Origin of the sequence: Bacillus tuaregi (assembly GCF_900104575.1) — a bacterium.
In the GTDB taxonomy this organism is placed as follows: domain Bacteria; phylum Bacillota; class Bacilli; order Bacillales; family Cytobacillaceae; genus Bacillus_BD; species Bacillus_BD tuaregi.
This window is the reverse complement of record NZ_LT629731.1, coordinates 1186635-1203538: the sequence shown is the minus strand read 5'-3', so window position 1 is coordinate 1203538 and position 16904 is coordinate 1186635. Positions and strand designations below refer to the sequence as shown.

Here is a 16904-nt window from a genome sequence, read left to right as displayed (position 1 = left end):
AACTCCTCTCACTCCAAAATCAATATACATCACGTTGGTAGCGTTTTTTCTGCTGCATATCAGCCAAATAAGCTTCTGCTTCTTCACGGCTCTTATTGCCTTCTTTTTCAATAATCTCAATCAATGTATGATGGACGTCTTTCGCCATGTTTTTCTCATCACCGCAAATATAGAAGTAAGCCCCTTCCTCAAGCCATGCAAATAATTCTTTACCGTGCTCAAGCATACGGTGCTGGACATATACCTTTTCAGCTGTGTCACGCGAAAAAGCAACATCCATTTTGGTTAACACGCCATCTTTAAGCCACTTTTGCCATTCTGTTTGATAAAGGAAGTCTGTCACAAAATGCTGGTCTCCGAAGAACATCCACGACTTTCCTTCTGCACCGATTTCTTCTCGCTCCTGCATAAAGGAACGGAATGGCGCAACACCTGTACCCGGGCCGACCATGATAATAGGTGTCTCAGGATCCTGCGGCAGCTTAAAATTATCATTCTTTTGAATATAAATTGGAAGTGTATCACCTGGTTCTAAGCGCTCGGCACACAATGTCGAGCATACACCCTTACGTTCACGTCCATGTGATTCATAACGAACAGCCCCGATTGTTAAATGAACCTCTTCCGGGTTTGCATCATAGCTACTCGCAATCGAATATAAACGAGCAGGAATTTTTCTTAGAAGAGAAACAAACTCTTGTGGAGATACATTCCATGGACCAAAATCGCGAACTAAATCAAGCAGGTCTCGCCCATTTAAGTATTCTTTTACATCTCCAGCTGCCAGCAATTCACGTAGCTGCTCATTTTTTGTAAGCTCTAAAGCCTTTTCAAGCAGAGGCTTTGTTAATACAGTCAGTTCAAAATACGAAATAAAGGCATCCTTTAAAGTACAAGCTTCTCCCTGCTTATTAACCGTTACCTTTTCATCTGGATTCCACTTAAGCTCCTGAAGCAGTGTGTCAACCAATTCTGGATCATTTTCAGGATAGATCCCTAAAGTATCTCCTGGTTCGTATATGAGCCCAGAACCTTCTAAGGATATCTCAAGATGACGTGTCTCTTTATTAGAGCCTCGTCCATTTAGATTAATATTTTCAAGTATTTCTGCCTTGAAAGGATTTGTTCTCGTATACTCTGAATCTATTGCTAGAGAGGCTCCCGTTGATGTAGCAGGTGCTGTACTTCCGCCTTGTGCGTCATTTAAGCTGTTAAGGACCCCTTCGAGCCACTCTGCTGCAGGCTCATCATAATCCACATCACAATCAAAGCGCGGATATAGTCGGGTCCCGCCAAGCTCTTCCAAACGCTGATCAAATTGCTTACCTGTTTCACAGAAGAACTCATACGAACTGTCTCCAAGTGCCAATACAGAAAATGTGAGTCCATCAAGCTTTGGAGCACGTTTTCCGTGCAGAAATTCATGGAAGGATATTGCATTATCAGGCGGCTCCCCTTCACCATGTGTACTTACAATAATCAGTAGATTATCCAGTTTTTTTAATTGATTCGGTTTAAAATCACTCATCGAAGAAAGTGTTACTTTATAGTCCTGCGCATCAAGTGCTTTTTTCGCTTTTTCTGCTAAGCCCTTCGCATTTCCGGATTGGGAACCGAAAAGGATAGTTACTTCTTTCGTAATGGTCTTCCCAACATTTGCTGCATTAGACTGAGACACTGGTGCTTCTAATGTTTCAAGTGCAGCAGCAGCCTGTGAACCTGAATGGTTTTGCGCCTGGGAAGCTGCTAGGAAACCGCTCAACCAAACTTTTTGTGACTCTGTCAAGCTTGGCAGTAAACGATTAAGGAGCTCTGCCTGCTCCTGATTAAACGGACTGTTCAATACCTGAAGTTGCAACGAAATCCACCTCACTAATTAATTAATCGTACATTTCCCATTTATTTCATTTGTTGTACTTAACGGTTATTTTCAAATACGATTCATATTACTTATAACCATCTTATATCCATTATTCCTATAAATCAAGTAGGTTTTTAATGAATAAAAATGATTTTTAAATTAGCTATAAGCTATATATATTTGTCTATAAGGAACTTTACCAAAAGATTGAAAATTAGTAAAATAAATATTAATTATCATATCTATTAAAAATTCTAATAATGAAAAGGTGGAATCCTTTTGTACTATGATGAGTTAAAAACATTCGTTACTCTTGTTGAAGTGAAAAATTTTACGAAAACAGCTGAAATATTAAGAATGTCACAGCCGAGTGTCAGCTTACATATAAAAAATTTAGAAAAAGAATTTCAAACGAAATTATTTCTCCGCTCACCTAAAATCATTCAAATTACCCCTACTGGGGAGCTGCTATATGATCGAGCCAAGCAAATGATTACCATTTATGAAAAGACAAAACAAGATATTCTAGAACATCAAAATTCGATACAAGGGGAATTAAAGATAGGGGCCAGCTTTACGATTGGAGAATACATCCTGCCTTCCCTATTGTTTGAACTACAAAAAAAATATCCTGAGCTTGAATTACAGGTTACGATAGGAAATACAGAGGAGATTGTTCAATCCGTCCGATTATTACAAGTGGATATTGGTTTAATTGAAGGTCACACCAATGAAAAGGAGCTTACTGTCCACCCATTTATGCAGGATGAGCTATTTATTGTTGCCTCTAATAATCATGAACTCACATATAAACAGGAAGTATCGATGACAGATTTGCAAAATCGAGAATGGGTGGTTAGAGAGGTCGGTTCGGGGACACGTGAATTTTTCAACCATGTTGTTCGTACAAATGGATTAAAGGTGAAATCACTACTGTCGATTAGTAGTAATCAAGGTATTAAAGAAATGCTTATTCATGGAATGGGGCTTTCCCTTTTATCACATAGTGTCATAAAAAGAGATGTCTTACATAAACAGCTTTCCATTATACCACTCCAGAATCATCCCCTTTCTAGAAGGCTATCCTATGTTTCTTCCCCCATTATGGAAGAAAAAACGAATGTAAAAGCATTTATCTTAGCCTTAAAAGATAAATGGCCTGACCTGTTCGAATCACGTTCAATTTAATGAGGTTACAAGAATATTTGTCATTGGCAATGCAAAAAATACGTTGAATACTTTTAAGGAGAATTCTAAATGGATATTCAACGAGCAATGGAAATTATTAATTCAACTGAAATGGTCAATGTAAGCTTCAGAGGGATTCCGGTTTATCTAAAAGAAATACATTCGAATCAAACTGCGACTGTTTTTCCTCTAGATGAGCTGGACCATCCACAAATTGTAGAGTTACACGGTTTATCTGAAGAAGGTCCAACCATGAGATTGAACATGAATAAACAAAGGCTGACGTAAAAGTCAGCCTTTCTCTTTATTACATCTCCATATCCATACTTTCCTGATTATCCATGGAACCGTTTTTCATTTCTGCTTCTTTTTGCATTTTCTTCTGATAACGTGTTTCAGCTTCTTGGTCGATTTCATCCCAATTTGCAAGAGCGGCATTTAATGCTGCATTCTCAAGATATGGCTTTGCCCCTTCCTCATCCTTGAAAAAAGCATATCCATATTTCATCGGTGTTTGTACATCAGCCTTTACTACTACTGCACTGTCCGCTTCAATCCACTCGTTTGTATTAAAATCACGGACCCACTCTTTCACATATTCTTCGTTAAATTTTCTCTGTGCGTTTAATAAACAACCAGAGTCGTCAAAATACACATGCGTACCATCCTCTTTCACCGCTTGTGCCGTAAACACACCCATTTCTTCATCTTCAGTATAAATTTTCATATTACAGAAGTGACAGACATCCTCTGCCGTAGGTTCTTCAGGATTATATTCATGATCATGATTATGTTTTTGATCTTCGTTTTCATTTGTTCCTGTTGTCTCTGTTGTTGCCGTTTCTGTCGTAGCGCTTTCTTTCCCCTTGTCTTCCGTTTTTGATTCCTGTTCCTCAGCATTACAGCCCGCAAAAACAAAGATGAGTAATAATGATAGCAGTATTAAAGTAAATTTCTTCATTCTCCCGCCCCCTAATTATTTTCACATTCACAATAGTAGCAATCAATTGTGTGAAAAGTAAGAAATTTGATAGAAATATCCGTGAGTTTTGGTTAAATTTGTAAAAAGTTTCTCCCCCATACTAAATCCATTCTGCTGCATAAATTCAAACGAAAGAACAAATACTTCCACCATTACGACATCTCAATGATTAAGGAGCTGTGCTGGATGCATTGGTATGAAAAGCTGAATCAATATTTTCCTGTTGTTGAAATGAAATCAAAAGAACATATGGAAACACTACTAAAGGAACGTTCAGAAATATATCATAAGGATGAAGGTCCGAACCATATTTTGATGTATGCTGAACTGGATAATTTCATCTTTATTGATTATTTGTTAGTTTCGAAAGAAGCTCGTGGACAAAGGCTTGGTCAAAAGCTCTTAGAGAAATTGAAACAAAAGGGGAAGCCCATTATTCTTGAAGTAGAACCTATCAACTATGAAGACAGTGATTCGGAAAAGAGACTCCGTTTTTACCAAAGAGAGGGCTTTCATCATGCTCAATCCATCGGATATACACGGCGCTCACTGGCAACAAAGGAAATGAACACAATGGAAATCCTTTATTGGGCTCCTAATAAGGAGTCAGAGGACATGATTTATGAAGCAATGAAAGAAACCTATGATATGATTCATACCTATAAGGATCAACATTTTTATGGTGAATCCTATCAGCCTGTTGAAGAGGTGCTTACCTTTAACCGAGAACCGGAAAATGGGAATCTATTTGATCAATTGTAAATGAAGGTAGCGTAAAAAATAGCGAACCTATTATGGCTCGCTATTTATTAGGTTATTCCCATTGATTTAAAACATTTATCGCAAGATTGGTAAAATAATCCGTCGCCACCTTAATTGCTTCGTCCTTTAGGGTAAATGCAGGATGATGCCACTCCTTTGGTCCATCAACACCCATCCAGACAAAAAAGCCTGGGATCTTCGTTTGGTAAAAGGCAAAATCCTCTCCGGCCTGGCTTGGCTCAGCCTCCACTGCTTCATATCCAAGGATACGTGCTGTTCCCGCAGCCACCTTACTAAAACGCCCCGCATTATGGACAACCGGCATATAAGAGTGCCAACGTAATTCAGCCTTTGCCCCGTTTGAACTGGCAATCCCTTCTACCGTACGCTTCATTAGATCTGGTATCAACTGGCGTGCTTCATTTTGAAAGGTGCGAACAGTCCCTTCCATAAAGGCCTTTTCAGGAATAACATTCCACGTATTTCCAGCATGCACTTGCGTTATACTGATTACGGCATGATAAAAGGAGCTAAGATTACGACTGACAATGGTTTGCAGTGCAGAAATCAGCTGTCCAGCCACTACAATGGGATCAATGGTATTGTTTGGGATTCCCGCATGACCACCTAAGCCCGTAATTTCAATTTCAAACCGGTCCACACTTGCCATCAGCGCCCCTTCCCGAACACCAATGGTACCAACTGGTAGATCCGGCTTGTTATGCATCCCAAAAATAGCTGCCACTTCGTTCAACGCACCGGCTTTTTCCATTAAAACAGCCCCTTGTGCTATTTCCTCTGCCGGCTGAAAAAGGATTCGAACCTTTCCTTTTAACTCATCTCTCCGTTCCTGAAGAAGAATGGCTGCCCCAATCATGGCTGCCGTATGAAAATCATGACCACAGGCATGCATAATCCCTTCGTTTTTTGAAGAAAATGCTAAGCCTGTTTCCTCTTGAATCGGCAGAGCATCGATATCTGCTCTTAAAGCAATGGTCGGACCTGTGTCGCTCCCTGTTATTTCGGCAACGACTCCAACCTCTAAGCCGTAATCCAAGATGGTAATCCCTGCTTCCTCAAGCCATTTACGGATTCGTCTCGTTGTTTCATATTCCTTCATTGATAGTTCAGGATGCTCATGCAATTCTCTTCGATATGTAATAAGTTTTTCTACTAAAGTTGTGCTCTCCTCTAAGCTCTTCATCCATCATTCCTTCTTTCTATATAATAGTATCAGTATCTATTTCTACAGACTCAGATTCATTTTGCATAAAAAGCAAAAAGGTCTGACAATGATAATTCTACCAGAGCACAGACCTTTTCGTTTATTCTTATTTGTTATCTTTCGTTACTAGTTTTAGTGGAGCTGCTATGATTTCTTCCACTTTTTTCCCTTGTAAGACATCTCTAGCGGCATCAACAGCTAGCTTACCAATTAATTCCGGCTGTTGAGCAACTGTCGCTTCCATATTTCCTGCATTAATTGCATTTAGAGCATCGTCATTTCCATCAAAGCCAATGACCATAACATCTTTACCTGAGCTGTTAATTGCCTCAATCGCTCCCAATGCCATTTCATCATTATGAGCAAATACAGCTTTTATATCAGGGTTGGCCTGCAGAAGGTTCTCCATGACTGTTAATCCCTTTGTACGATCAAAATCAGCCGCTTGCTTCGCTGTTACATTCAATTTTTGATCTGCTATATTATGGAAACCTTGGCCTCTTTCTCTTGTAGCTGATGCCCCCGGCACTCCTTCTAATTCAGCAACAAGCGCATTTTCCCCAAGCTGCTCAATAATATAATTGGCAGCCATTTCTCCACCTTTAATATTATCTGAAGCGACCAATGCTTCTACCTTTCCTTTATCTGCTGATCGGTCAAGCGTAACAACCGGTATACCGATTGTATTAGCAGATTGAACTGCAGTGGAAATAGCAGCAGAGTCAGTTGGATTAATAAGCAAAGCATCTACACCCTGTTGGATTAAATCCTCTACATCATTGACTTGCTTTGCTGAATCATTTTGAGCATCTACGATAATGACTTCCATCCCTAATGCTTCCACTTCTTTAACTACACCATCCTTTAGTGAAACAAAGAATGGGTTATTTAATGTCGAAACAGATAAACCTATTTTAATATCTTCAATCTTTTCCTTTTTATCAGGTTTTGCCCACCCTGGAGGTTCCATTGAACAAGCACTTAGGAACAAAAGCGTTAGTGCTAGACATAAAGCTATTAATTTTTTCATCATAATCTCTCCTTATACTACTTTTTACGGTCAAGTAATACCGCAATTAATATAACGATACCCTTAACCACCATTTGATAGAATGAAGATACTCCAAGTAGATTCAAGCCATTGTTTAAGGTTCCGATTATTAATGCACCAATTAAGGTTCCAAAGATCCTTCCTTTACCACCCGATAAGCTTGTCCCACCTAATACAACTGCTGCGATTGCGTCCAGCTCATACGAAGTACCTGCAGTAGGCTGAGCAGAATTCAATCGAGAAGTTAAAATCGCACCTGCTAAAGCAGCAAGCATACCGGAAAGACTGTAAATCATAATCTTTACATTTGGTACTTTTATACCTGAAATAAGAGCAGCTTTTTCATTTCCGCCAATTGCGTATGTTTTTCTTCCAAAAGGTGTTTTATGCAGAATAATGAATAAAAGTACAAAAGTAAGAATCATGGTAATAGCTGGTACAGGTATTCCTAAGAAATATCCACGGCCAAATAGCTGAAATAAATAATTATCACCAAGACCTGTAATTGGGTTTCCTCCAGTATAGACTAAAGTAAGGCCTCTAAAGATTGTCATGGTTGCTAGTGTTGCAATAAATGGTGCCATTTTTCCTTTTGTAATAAATAACCCGTTCACCATACCCATTACTCCACCAAGAATACAGCCAATAATGATAGCGAGCATTGGATCTAATCCAGATACAATCATTCCTGCTGTCAAGGCACTGGATAAAGCAAGGATCGCCCCGACCGATAAGTCAATGCCCCCTGTTAAAATAACAAACGTCATACCAAAGGCAATGAGTGCATTTATCGCGACCTGTCTTAATAGGTTTAATATATTTAAAGGTTCAAGAAAGCTTGGATTTAATATGGATACAATAACTACTAATACAATTAATCCTAGTAATGGTCCTAATTTTTGCGTGATAGAATTCATCATAGTTGTCTTTCTAGGCTTTTTACCTGCATCGATGGTTTTCATCTTACTGACCTCCTGTTGCAAATGTCATTATCTTTTCTTGTGTCGCTTCTGCTTTTAATAGTTCTCCAGTAATTTTACCTTCATGCACAACGAGGATTCGATCACTCATGCCTAGCACTTCTGGTAATTCGGAAGATACCATAACAATGGCTACACCTCGGTCTGTTAATTCATTCATGAGCTGATAGATTTCGCGCTTGGCTCCAACGTCCACGCCTCGTGTTGGTTCATCTAGGATCAATAATTTAGGACCTATCCCAACCCATTTGGCAATAACTACCTTTTGCTGATTTCCTCCTGATAGCTTCCCAACAGAAATTTCAGATGATTCTGTTTTGACTGTTAAACGTTTGATAAGCAAATTAACAAAGTCTGTTTCACTTTTATCGTTAATAATTCCTCTAGGGGCAAAGCTGGAAAGCGTCGGAAGTACAACATTATCTCTAATAGAAAAATCTAGAATTAATCCTTCATCCTTACGGTCCTCCGTTATGAATCCAATCCCAAGCTTAACTGCTTGCTCTGGTGATTTTATGTTGACCTTCTCACCTTTTAACCAGATTTCACCCTCATCAATTGAATCAAGTCCAAAGATTGCCCGCATAATTTCTGTTCTTCCGGCACCCATCAAACCTGAAACACCAACAATTTCACCCTCACGAACAGAAAAATTCACATTCTCAAAATGGCCTTTTTTATTTAAGCCCTTTACCTCCAGAACTGTTTCACCTGGATGAGGGTCCCGTTGCGGAAATCGGTCCGTTAATTCCCGTCCGACCATTTTCCTAACCACTTCATCAAAATTTGTTTCTGGAATCGGCTTTGTGTCAACCGTTTTTCCATCTCGCATGACGGTAATTCGGTCACAAATAGCAAAAATCTCTTCCATCCGATGGGAAATATAAACAATGGATACGCCCTCTTTTTTCAGTGAAGAAATCACATCAAATAGCTTGCTAATCTCCCTTTCTGTCAAGGCAGCCGTTGGTTCATCCATAATGATGACCTTCGCTTCTGTCATAAGCGCCTTCGCAATTTCAATCATTTGTTGCTCTCCAACAGAACATCTTCCAGCCTCTTTATCCAACGGGATCGATACAGCTAATTTATCAAATTGTTTTTTTGCCAACGCTTTCATTTCATTTATTTTCAGAATTCCAAATGAATTCTTTAGTTCTTTTCCAATGAACAAATTTTCCAGAACAGTCATATCAGGCCAGATATTCAATTCCTGATGAATAAAGGTAATTCCTCTTTGCTCTGCTTCTTTCGGGTTTTTAAAATACGTTTCCATCCCATCAATGGTGATCTTCCCTTTATCACGGGCATGCAATCCAGTAAGCACATTCATCATCGTAGATTTCCCGGCGCCGTTTTCTCCCATAAGGGCATGTACTTCTCCATCTAGCAATTCAAAATCAACACCTGTTAGCACCTGATTACTGCCAAATGCTTTATAGATGTTTTCCATTGTAACTCGCATGTTTCTCACCTCGTTTATTAGAAAAATACTCCAGATTGTAAGATACAATTAGCATATGGTGTGATTTCACCTGTGCGAATCACAGCCTTCGCGTCTTTTGTTAATCGCTTAAATTCCTCATGCGTCACATGTTCTATTGTTTTATCAACAAATTTCTCATTAATATAGTGTGCATGCTCAGGATTTGCTTCTTTTATTTCAGAGGCAATGACTACTTTTTCTATGACCATGTCCTCTTCGACCGCATTGACTACATCAATAAATGAGGGCATACCTTTTATAACGGCCAGATCAATTTTTTTGACCCCCTCTGGAACAGGCAGACCGGCATCCGCAATCACGATTAAGTCTGTATGACCTAGATCAGCTAAAACCTTTGAAATCTCACTATTTAACATCCCGCAGCGTTTCATTTATAGACTCCCCTCTACTTCTGCTCTTGTCGGCATTCCGCCCTGAGCACCAAATTTAGTTACAGATAAAGATGCCGCTCGATTGGCAAAACGAATACTGTCTTCAATGCTTTTCCCCTCAGCTACAGCAACGGCAAAGGCTGCATTAAAGGTATCACCTGCACCTGTTGTATCAACAGCTTCAACCGGATATGCCGGGACAAGCACCTCTTTTTCACCATTGTGATAACGGACTCCGTTTTTACCCTCTGTAACCAATAGTTTATTTGGATACTCTTTCAACGCTTCATGTATGTCTTTGTTTTGAAAAAGAACAGAAGCTTCCAGTTCATTAGGGGTGATATACGCTGCTCTTTCAATGACTTTTTGACTGATCGGCCTAGCTGGTGCTGGATTCAGTAATAACGGCACTGCTTTTTGAAAGCAAATGTCTGCAACATAATCTACCGTTTCTTCTGGTATTTCGTGCTGAATCAATACAATATCTGATTCTCCAATTACATCTAGCGCTTTTTGAACAAAATCTGGTGTTACAAAGTTATTAGCACCCTTTACCACAATTATGCTGTTATCCCCATCTGCAAGTGTAATATGTGCCGTACCTGTTTCTGAATGTGTAACCGGTTCCACATAGGTTGTAACTACTCTATTTTTCTGGAAATTATTTACTATTTCTTCCCCAAATCCATCTCCACCTACGCAACCTACCATATAGACTTCAGCGCCTAGCCTGGCTGCTGCCACAGCCTGGTTAGCCCCTTTTCCACCAGGGACTGTTTTAAAGCTTTCTCCAAGAATTGTTTCGCCTTTATTTGGTCGTTTGGAAGCGGAAACAACTAAATCCATAGAAGAGCTTCCTATAACTGTTATTTTAACCATTTTTATCAACCTTTCTCGTCGTTTGCCTTTCGATAAAAGATACCGGCATTTGAATATTATTTTCTACTATCGGTTTTTTATTCATTAGTTTCAGTAATAACCTAGCTGCTTCTCTACCCATATCATAGGCTGGCTGTCTAATAGTAGATAGTGGTGGATATAGCAGCTTACTGAGCGGAATATCATCATACCCAATAATTTGTAAGTCATCCGGAATAGACCTTCCGATTCGAAGTGCCTCATGCAGAATGGCTGCGGCACTAAGGTCGTTACTAGCAATGACTCCATCTATTTCAGGATATTTCTCAAATAATGCTTTAGCCATAACTTCAGCATCATGAAAACTAAACGATGAAGTGATCACTTGAAAATCAACATTCGCCTTACACAGCTCATCGACTGCCCCTTTAAATCGATCCTGTGCCGTTTGGAATTCAACAGGTCCCCTTAGTAAAGCAATTCGTTTACTGCCTCTCCTGATGATTTCATGTGCTGCAATTCTGCCACCTTCCAATCCATCAGCATACACAGATGGATGACTGATCGTCGTACGATCAAGAAAAACAACAGGAATCGATAGGTTATCATAATAGCTTGTTTCAGCCTGATTTGTTGCTGTAATAATTCCTATCACATTATTTTGTTTAAAGGTTTGAAGATAATCTATTTCTTTTTCCGTTTTTTCATCGGCATTCCCAATAATTAAATGAAGTCCTTGCTCTTGCATTTCATCCTCTACTCCACGTGCTAGCTCAGGAAAGAAGGGATTTCGAATATCTGGAAGCAATAAGCCTATTAGCCTAGATTTTTTCTTGAAAAGTGATCGAGCTACTTCATTCGGTTTATAATTTAATTCTTTAATCGCCTCATTAACTAGTTTTCTTGTATCTTCATGTGTATACCCTTTGTTATTTAATACTCTTGAAACGGTCGCCACAGATACACCTGCTTTTTTTGCGACATCTCGTATTGTAGCCATCGATTCACCTCATTCATGTAACCGGTTACACATATAGTAGCATAATATTTTTCTTGTGACAACTGTATTTATTTTACTTCGATAATATTATTAAATTCTGTAAATATGCCCTATAACTCCTTCTAAAAGGAGAAATATATATTATATAACTAAAGATAATAAAGCATATAAGTTTGTTAGGACTTTACTTATTGTTACTATATACATTAGAAAATAAACACTAAGAAAGGATGTCTATCCATGACCCATATAAATATTCCAGTTTCGGTGTTAAACCTTGTTCCGATACGAAAGGGACAAAATGCTAAACAAGCCATTGATTCCATGGTTGATCTTGCCCGTGCTGTTGAGGAAATGGGCTATACAAGATATTGGATTGCTGAACACCATAATGCACCAACTCTCGTAAGCTCGGCAACCGCCCTTTTAATAAAACATACTCTTGAGCATACAGACCATATTGCAGTGGGGTCTGGAGGAATCATGCTGCCAAATCACGCTCCACTAGTTGTTGCTGAACAATTCGGCACGATGGCGACTCTCTATCCAAATCGGGTAGAGTTAGGTCTTGGTCGTGCACCTGGTACTGATATGATGACAGCAAATGCTTTAAGAAGGTCTAACGGACACGAATCTGTTTATACATTTCCTGATGACGTTCAGTCCCTTTTAACCTATTTCGGTCCTGAGGAGCAACAGAGCTATGTTAAAGCCCATCCTGGCGTCGGGACACAGGTTCCGATTTATATTTTGGGTTCTTCAACCGATTCAGCCTATTTAGCTGCTAAATTAGGACTGCCTTATGTGTTTGCTTCCCATTTTGCACCGCAGCAAATGTCCGCAGCTATCTCCATTTATCGGGAAAAGTTCCAGCCATCTGAATATCTCAAAAAACCATATATGATGGTGTGTTTAAATGTCATTGCAGCAGATACAAATGAAGAAGCAAAATATTTAGCCACATCATTAGACCAATTCTTCTTAAATGTGGTCAAAAGCTCATCGATGCCATTGAGTCCTCCGGTCGAAAATATGGATCAATATTGGACTCCTATGGAAAAGGGAATGGTAGAATCGATGACAAGTGCGATTTTATTGGGCAGTAAAGATACGATTCGAAAACAATTAATGAACTTTCAAGAACTGTATGCTGTCGATGAACTTATGGCCATTTCATATATCTTTGATGAGGAAAAACAAAAACGCTCCTATGAAATTCTTAAAGAAGTGGTGGACGAGAGATAAACCCTAAATCCCAAGAAGGGAACTAACTTGTCTGTTAGTGCCCTTCTTGGGGGTTACCTGCCACTAATATCCTACCCGAATTTCACCCCCATCTGTTTTCTGGCTTCCTCGATGATTTCCGCTGTAATGAATGAATGATCATAGGAATTAACCTTTGATTCGTATTCACCTGCTTGAATCAGATTAATAAATTCTTCTGCTTCATAAAACATCGGATGCTTTTTCTGAGGCTTTGATACGTTCTCAATCTCACCATTTCGGTAGTGGATTTCCACATTTTCGATTGGATTCAGTTTTTTCATAACGATACTTCCATCCTCACCTTGAATTTCTGATGGTAATGCAGAATCCGTTATTTTGGAGAACATTAGCACCGCTTCCATTTCAGGGTATGATAGAAGCAAACTTCCCTCACCATCAACACCTGACTCAAGAATATAGCCGCTTGCTTTTATGCTGGTTGGTTTTCCAAACAGTACCACTAAAGGATAAATACAATAAATACCAATATCCATGATGGACCCATTCGAATAGGCCGGATTAAAAGCATTCAATATGGTACCCTCTTTATATGCATCATAACGGGAGCTATATTGACAGTAGCTGGCTACAAAACGGCGAATAGCTCCAACCTTATGTAGATTTTCTTGAATCGCCTTAAAGTTTGGCATTAAAGTGGTCTTTAAAGCCTCCATTAAAAGGACATTATTTTCTTTTGCCATTTGAATCATCTCTTTTACTTCTACGCTGTTCGAGGCTAGCGGTTTTTCACATAAGACATGCTTTTTATGCTTCATGAACTGTATAGCCTGCTTGGCATGAAAGGAGTTCGGACTGGCAATGTACACTGCGTCAATCACATTACTCTTAGCCATTTCTTCAAGATCTGTAAAAGTACGATCAACTCCATATTTCTGCGCAAATTCCGCTGCCTTTTCCTCTGTCCGGGAGTAGATAGCAGATATGGAAAAATCCTCTAGCTCCATAGCTGCTTCAATAAATGAATCGGTTATCCAATTTGTTCCGATAATCCCAAATCTAATCATCCATACATCCTCCATCCATTATGTCATTCTATCGTTGTCTCAATCGATTATAGCAAAAAAACGAACAGTTCCTAAGCACTGTCCGTTCTTAACACTATTTTTTCCCTACATTAACACGACCTGAAAAGAATGTAGCACCTCCACCCATATCTGACACTCGGTCAGGGGTTAGAGTATTGACCAACTGTTTTGTCCCTTCTAGTTGCTGCCATAGTCCTTGAGTTACGACTACACCAGGGAGTACATTTTCGCCAACAGTCACCTTTAGCTCACATTCACCACGATGATTCCAAATCCTTACCATGTCTCCATCTTGAATGTCTCGGGTCCTTGCATCTGTCACATTCATATGAAGCACAGGCTCTTTTTCAAGCTTACGATGTTTATCATTATTAGAAAAAGTAGAATTTAAGAAGTTATGGTTTGGTGCTGGAATAAATGAGAATGGTAAATTTCCCTCTTCTTTAAGCGGGATATAGGTTGGAAGCGGCGGGTACCCGTCCTTCTCCATTCTCTTCGAATACAATTCTATTTTTCCGCTCGGCGTTTTAAGTCTGCCTGGAAGCAATTGCCCAATATTCGCCTTCACATATTGCTTCTCCAATAACGCATCATAGGTCATTCCCTCTAAGTAAGGATTTCTCGGATTATCTAGCGCGCCGGCAATCATTTCTGCTTCTGACTCATCAAAGGCAGATTCGTTAAAGCCCATGGATTTTGCAAGCAGCCTAAAGACCTCTACATTGGATTTGGACTCCCCATATGGCTCGATTACTGGCTGCTGAATTTGCATGTAATGATGCCAATAAGAAGCATAGAAATCAGTATTTTCATAGGAAGAAGTCGCCGGTAAAATAAGGTCTGCATATTGGGCTGTTTCCGTAAAAAATAAATCGTGGACCACGACAAATAAATCCTCTCGCAGCAATCCTTTCCTGACCTTGTTCCCATCGGGTGCTACCACAGCAGGGTTACTACTGTATATAAAAAGTGATTTAATCGGCTGTTCTAAAGAAAGTAATGCTTCACCAATTTGATTCATATTTACTCGTCTTGTCTGTTTATTCTTTAATAAATCGGGACGCTGCAGATAATAAGCATTGTGCTCTAAATAGCCTGAATTCCCTTTAATCGCTCCACCACCCTTTATCAGCCATTGTCCAGTAAGCGCGGGAAGACAGGAAATCGTACGTACAAACATTCCACCATTATCATGGTGCTGGGGGCCATTACCAATTCGAATGTACGAAGGGGCCGTTTCCCCGTACATACGGGCTAATCTATAAATATCATCAACAGGTACCCCTGTTATTACCGAGACTGATTCAGGATCATATTGAATAACATGCTCTCTCAGCTCTTCATGACCGACTGAATATTGGTTCAGAAATGAAATATCAACCAAATTTTCTTTAAATAAAATATGCATCATCCCTAAAGCAAGAGCACTATCTGTCCCAGGTAAAATAGGAATGAACCAGTCAGCAAACTTAGCCGTTTGATTTTTATGAACATCAATTACAACAATCTTTGCTCCATTTTTCTTTCGAGCCTGCTGTGCGAGAGCAATTTGATGCATATTCGTACTGACCGCATTGACGCCCCAGAAGATAATTAATTTCGAATGAACGGTATCCTCGGGGTCCATTCCATAGCTTCCGCCCATTGTATACTGGTAGCCGACACCACCTGCAGTTGAACAAATGGTTCGATCAAGGCGTGTTGCACCCAAGCGATTGAAGAAACGGCGGTCCATTCCTTCTGCAGTCAAATTTCCCATATTCCCATAAAAGCTATAAGGTAGAATACTTTCAGGACCATCATTTTCAATCAGTTTTTTCCAACGGAAGGTTATCTCTTCAATGGCCTCCTCCCAGCTGATTCGTTCAAACACACCTTCTCCTTTAGCACCAGTCCGTTTCATCGGATATTGCAGACGCTTTTCATCATAAATCCGCGCTGTCATATTACGCACTTTATTACAAATATTTCCTTTCGTTACCGGATGATTAGGGTCGCCCTCGACCTTCACGATTTTCCCATCCTTTTTATGGACGAGTAAGCCACATTGGTCTGGACAATCTAGAGAACATACAGAAGGAAAAACCCCATTCTCCTGATTGATATATGCTGTCATGAATGATCACCACTTTTTTGTATTAGAAATTAAATTCGCCCGTCGAATTTGCGTCCGGATTACCTGAGCTCGCTCGGGTAAACTACCTTTAAAAAATCCGGGACATCCGCCGGAGGCTTAACTTCAATCAGCAGGGGTTTGAATCCCCACTGAATCGAAGGACCATTTTCCTTCATCCCCCACTTGTAGAAGTGGAGGACTTCTGCTGAATGAAGTTAAATAAATGATTTTATCTATCAGCCTACACTGTTTTTCAGTTTATATCTATTATTATACATATATTCTATAATACTAACTAATATTGTATTTTTCCATTTCACTTGCAAAACCACTGATTCTTAAGCAAAAAATTTGCATGTAAAGATATAATTTATTATAGTAAAATTTCAGTTGAACTTCTCCGTTGTTTTCTAGGTAATATTTTTCATTTTTCATTTTTCAAATCAAATTCGCCCGTCGAATTTGGTCCGGATTACCTGAGCTCCCTCGGGTAAACTACCTTTAAAAAATCCGTGACATCCGCCGGAGGCTTAACTTCATTCAACCGGGGTTTGAACCCTACTGAATCGAAGTTCGATTTGCATTCATCCCCCACTTGTAGAAGTGGAAAACTTCTGTTGAATGAAGTTAAACGAATCTTTTTTTCGCTTCACACGTAAATAATATGTAATATAAAGATGAGGTAAAAGTG

At 39.4% G+C, this 16904-nt stretch carries 15 protein-coding genes; 4 read left to right on the top strand and 11 right to left on the bottom strand.

Annotation, left to right across the window (positions count from 1 at the left end; translation table 11 throughout):
- Window positions 1-19: 19 nt before the first annotated feature.
- On the bottom strand, window positions 20-1858 hold the full coding sequence (locus tag BQ5321_RS08020; RefSeq protein WP_071394001.1) for an assimilatory sulfite reductase (NADPH) flavoprotein subunit: 1839 nt from the start codon (window positions 1856-1858) through the stop codon (window positions 20-22).
- 282 nt (window positions 1859-2140) lie between these two features.
- Between BQ5321_RS08020 and BQ5321_RS08015 the strand changes: the two genes are divergently transcribed.
- Window positions 2141-3049 (top strand): LysR family transcriptional regulator, encoded by a 909-nt coding sequence (locus BQ5321_RS08015; protein ID WP_071394000.1) that lies wholly within the window; start codon window positions 2141-2143, stop codon window positions 3047-3049.
- A 69-nt stretch (window positions 3050-3118) separates the two neighbouring features.
- Window positions 3119-3337, top strand: coding sequence for an H-type small acid-soluble spore protein (locus BQ5321_RS08010; protein ID WP_071393999.1), 219 nt, complete (start codon window positions 3119-3121; stop codon window positions 3335-3337).
- Window positions 3338-3356: 19 nt separating this feature from the next.
- Here the strand turns inward: BQ5321_RS08010 and BQ5321_RS08005 are convergent, their stop codons facing one another.
- Window positions 3357-4010: a nitrous oxide reductase accessory protein NosL gene (locus BQ5321_RS08005; RefSeq protein WP_071393998.1), complete on the bottom strand. Its 654-nt coding sequence runs from the start codon at window positions 4008-4010 to the stop codon at window positions 3357-3359.
- A gap of 207 nt (window positions 4011-4217) precedes the next feature.
- Here BQ5321_RS08005 and BQ5321_RS08000 point away from each other — a divergent pair, with 207 nt between their 5' ends.
- Window positions 4218-4793 carry a GNAT family N-acetyltransferase gene (locus BQ5321_RS08000; RefSeq protein ID WP_071393997.1) on the top strand — a complete coding sequence of 192 codons (576 nt, stop codon included), beginning with the start codon at window positions 4218-4220 and terminating at the stop codon, window positions 4791-4793.
- A 52-nt stretch (window positions 4794-4845) separates the two neighbouring features.
- On the opposite strand, the gene BQ5321_RS07995 is transcribed toward BQ5321_RS08000, so the two are convergent.
- The 7 genes from BQ5321_RS07995 to BQ5321_RS07965 all read right to left on the bottom strand — a co-directional run bounded on the left by BQ5321_RS07995 (window position 4846) and on the right by BQ5321_RS07965 (window position 11785).
- Window positions 4846-5997 carry a M20 peptidase aminoacylase family protein gene (locus BQ5321_RS07995; RefSeq protein ID WP_071393996.1) on the bottom strand — a complete coding sequence of 384 codons (1152 nt, stop codon included), beginning with the start codon at window positions 5995-5997 and terminating at the stop codon, window positions 4846-4848.
- Between the two features lie 127 nt (window positions 5998-6124).
- A complete protein-coding gene (gene rbsB, locus BQ5321_RS07990) occupies window positions 6125-7048 on the bottom strand; it encodes a ribose ABC transporter substrate-binding protein RbsB (protein WP_071393995.1) in 924 nt (307 codons plus the stop codon).
- A gap of 17 nt (window positions 7049-7065) precedes the next feature.
- Window positions 7066-7989, bottom strand: coding sequence for a ribose ABC transporter permease RbsC (rbsC, locus tag BQ5321_RS07985; RefSeq protein ID WP_139187892.1), 924 nt, complete (start codon window positions 7987-7989; stop codon window positions 7066-7068).
- Window positions 7990-8032: 43 nt separating this feature from the next.
- Entirely contained in the window at window positions 8033-9514 is a 1482-nt protein-coding gene (locus tag BQ5321_RS07980; RefSeq protein WP_071393993.1) for a sugar ABC transporter ATP-binding protein, read from the bottom strand.
- Window positions 9515-9531: 17 nt separating this feature from the next.
- Window positions 9532-9927, bottom strand: coding sequence for a D-ribose pyranase (gene rbsD, locus BQ5321_RS07975; RefSeq protein WP_071393992.1), 396 nt, complete (start codon window positions 9925-9927; stop codon window positions 9532-9534).
- On the bottom strand, window positions 9928-10806 hold the full coding sequence (gene rbsK, locus BQ5321_RS07970) for a ribokinase (protein WP_071393991.1): 879 nt from the start codon (window positions 10804-10806) through the stop codon (window positions 9928-9930). It lies immediately after the preceding gene.
- A complete protein-coding gene (locus BQ5321_RS07965) occupies window positions 10799-11785 on the bottom strand; it encodes a LacI family DNA-binding transcriptional regulator (protein WP_071393990.1) in 987 nt (328 codons plus the stop codon). Before BQ5321_RS07965 ends, rbsK begins: the two co-directional genes overlap by 8 nt.
- Window positions 11786-12025: 240 nt before the next feature.
- Between BQ5321_RS07965 and BQ5321_RS07960 the strand changes: the two genes are divergently transcribed.
- Window positions 12026-13030, top strand: coding sequence for an LLM class flavin-dependent oxidoreductase (locus tag BQ5321_RS07960; protein ID WP_071393989.1), 1005 nt, complete (start codon window positions 12026-12028; stop codon window positions 13028-13030).
- Window positions 13031-13101: 71 nt separating this feature from the next.
- On the opposite strand, the gene BQ5321_RS07955 is transcribed toward BQ5321_RS07960, so the two are convergent.
- Window positions 13102-14076 (bottom strand): Gfo/Idh/MocA family protein, encoded by a 975-nt coding sequence (locus tag BQ5321_RS07955; protein WP_071393988.1) that lies wholly within the window; start codon window positions 14074-14076, stop codon window positions 13102-13104.
- Window positions 14077-14170: 94 nt separating this feature from the next.
- Complete coding sequence (locus tag BQ5321_RS07950) at window positions 14171-16213, bottom strand: molybdopterin-containing oxidoreductase family protein (RefSeq protein WP_071393987.1); 2043 nt, start codon at window positions 16211-16213, stop codon at window positions 14171-14173.
- Window positions 16214-16904: the final 691 nt, after the last annotated feature.

Bases quoted from the DNA above. Each gene is read 5' to 3' on its own strand.
- BQ5321_RS08010 (WP_071393999.1), top strand. From the start codon at position 3,119: ATGGATATTCAACGAGCAATGGAAATTATTAATTCAACTGAAATGGTC.
- BQ5321_RS08005 (WP_071393998.1), bottom strand. From the start codon at position 4,010: ATGAAGAAATTTACTTTAATACTGCTATCATTATTACTCATCTTTGTT.
- BQ5321_RS08000 (WP_071393997.1), top strand. From the start codon at position 4,218: ATGCATTGGTATGAAAAGCTGAATCAATATTTTCCTGTTGTTGAAATG.
- BQ5321_RS07995 (WP_071393996.1), bottom strand. From the start codon at position 5,997: ATGAAGAGCTTAGAGGAGAGCACAACTTTAGTAGAAAAACTTATTACA.
- rbsB (WP_071393995.1), bottom strand. From the start codon at position 7,048: ATGAAAAAATTAATAGCTTTATGTCTAGCACTAACGCTTTTGTTCCTA.
- rbsC (WP_139187892.1), bottom strand. From the start codon at position 7,989: ATGATGAATTCTATCACGCAAAAATTAGGACCATTACTAGGATTAATT.
- BQ5321_RS07980 (WP_071393993.1), bottom strand. From the start codon at position 9,514: ATGCGAGTTACAATGGAAAACATCTATAAAGCATTTGGCAGTAATCAG.
- rbsD (WP_071393992.1), bottom strand. From the start codon at position 9,927: ATGAAACGCTGCGGGATGTTAAATAGTGAGATTTCAAAGGTTTTAGCT.
- rbsK (WP_071393991.1), bottom strand. From the start codon at position 10,806: ATGGTTAAAATAACAGTTATAGGAAGCTCTTCTATGGATTTAGTTGTT.
- BQ5321_RS07965 (WP_071393990.1), bottom strand. From the start codon at position 11,785: ATGGCTACAATACGAGATGTCGCAAAAAAAGCAGGTGTATCTGTGGCG.
- BQ5321_RS07960 (WP_071393989.1), top strand. From the start codon at position 12,026: ATGACCCATATAAATATTCCAGTTTCGGTGTTAAACCTTGTTCCGATA.
- BQ5321_RS07955 (WP_071393988.1), bottom strand. From the start codon at position 14,076: ATGATTAGATTTGGGATTATCGGAACAAATTGGATAACCGATTCATTT.
- BQ5321_RS07950 (WP_071393987.1), bottom strand. From the start codon at position 16,213: ATGACAGCATATATCAATCAGGAGAATGGGGTTTTTCCTTCTGTATGT.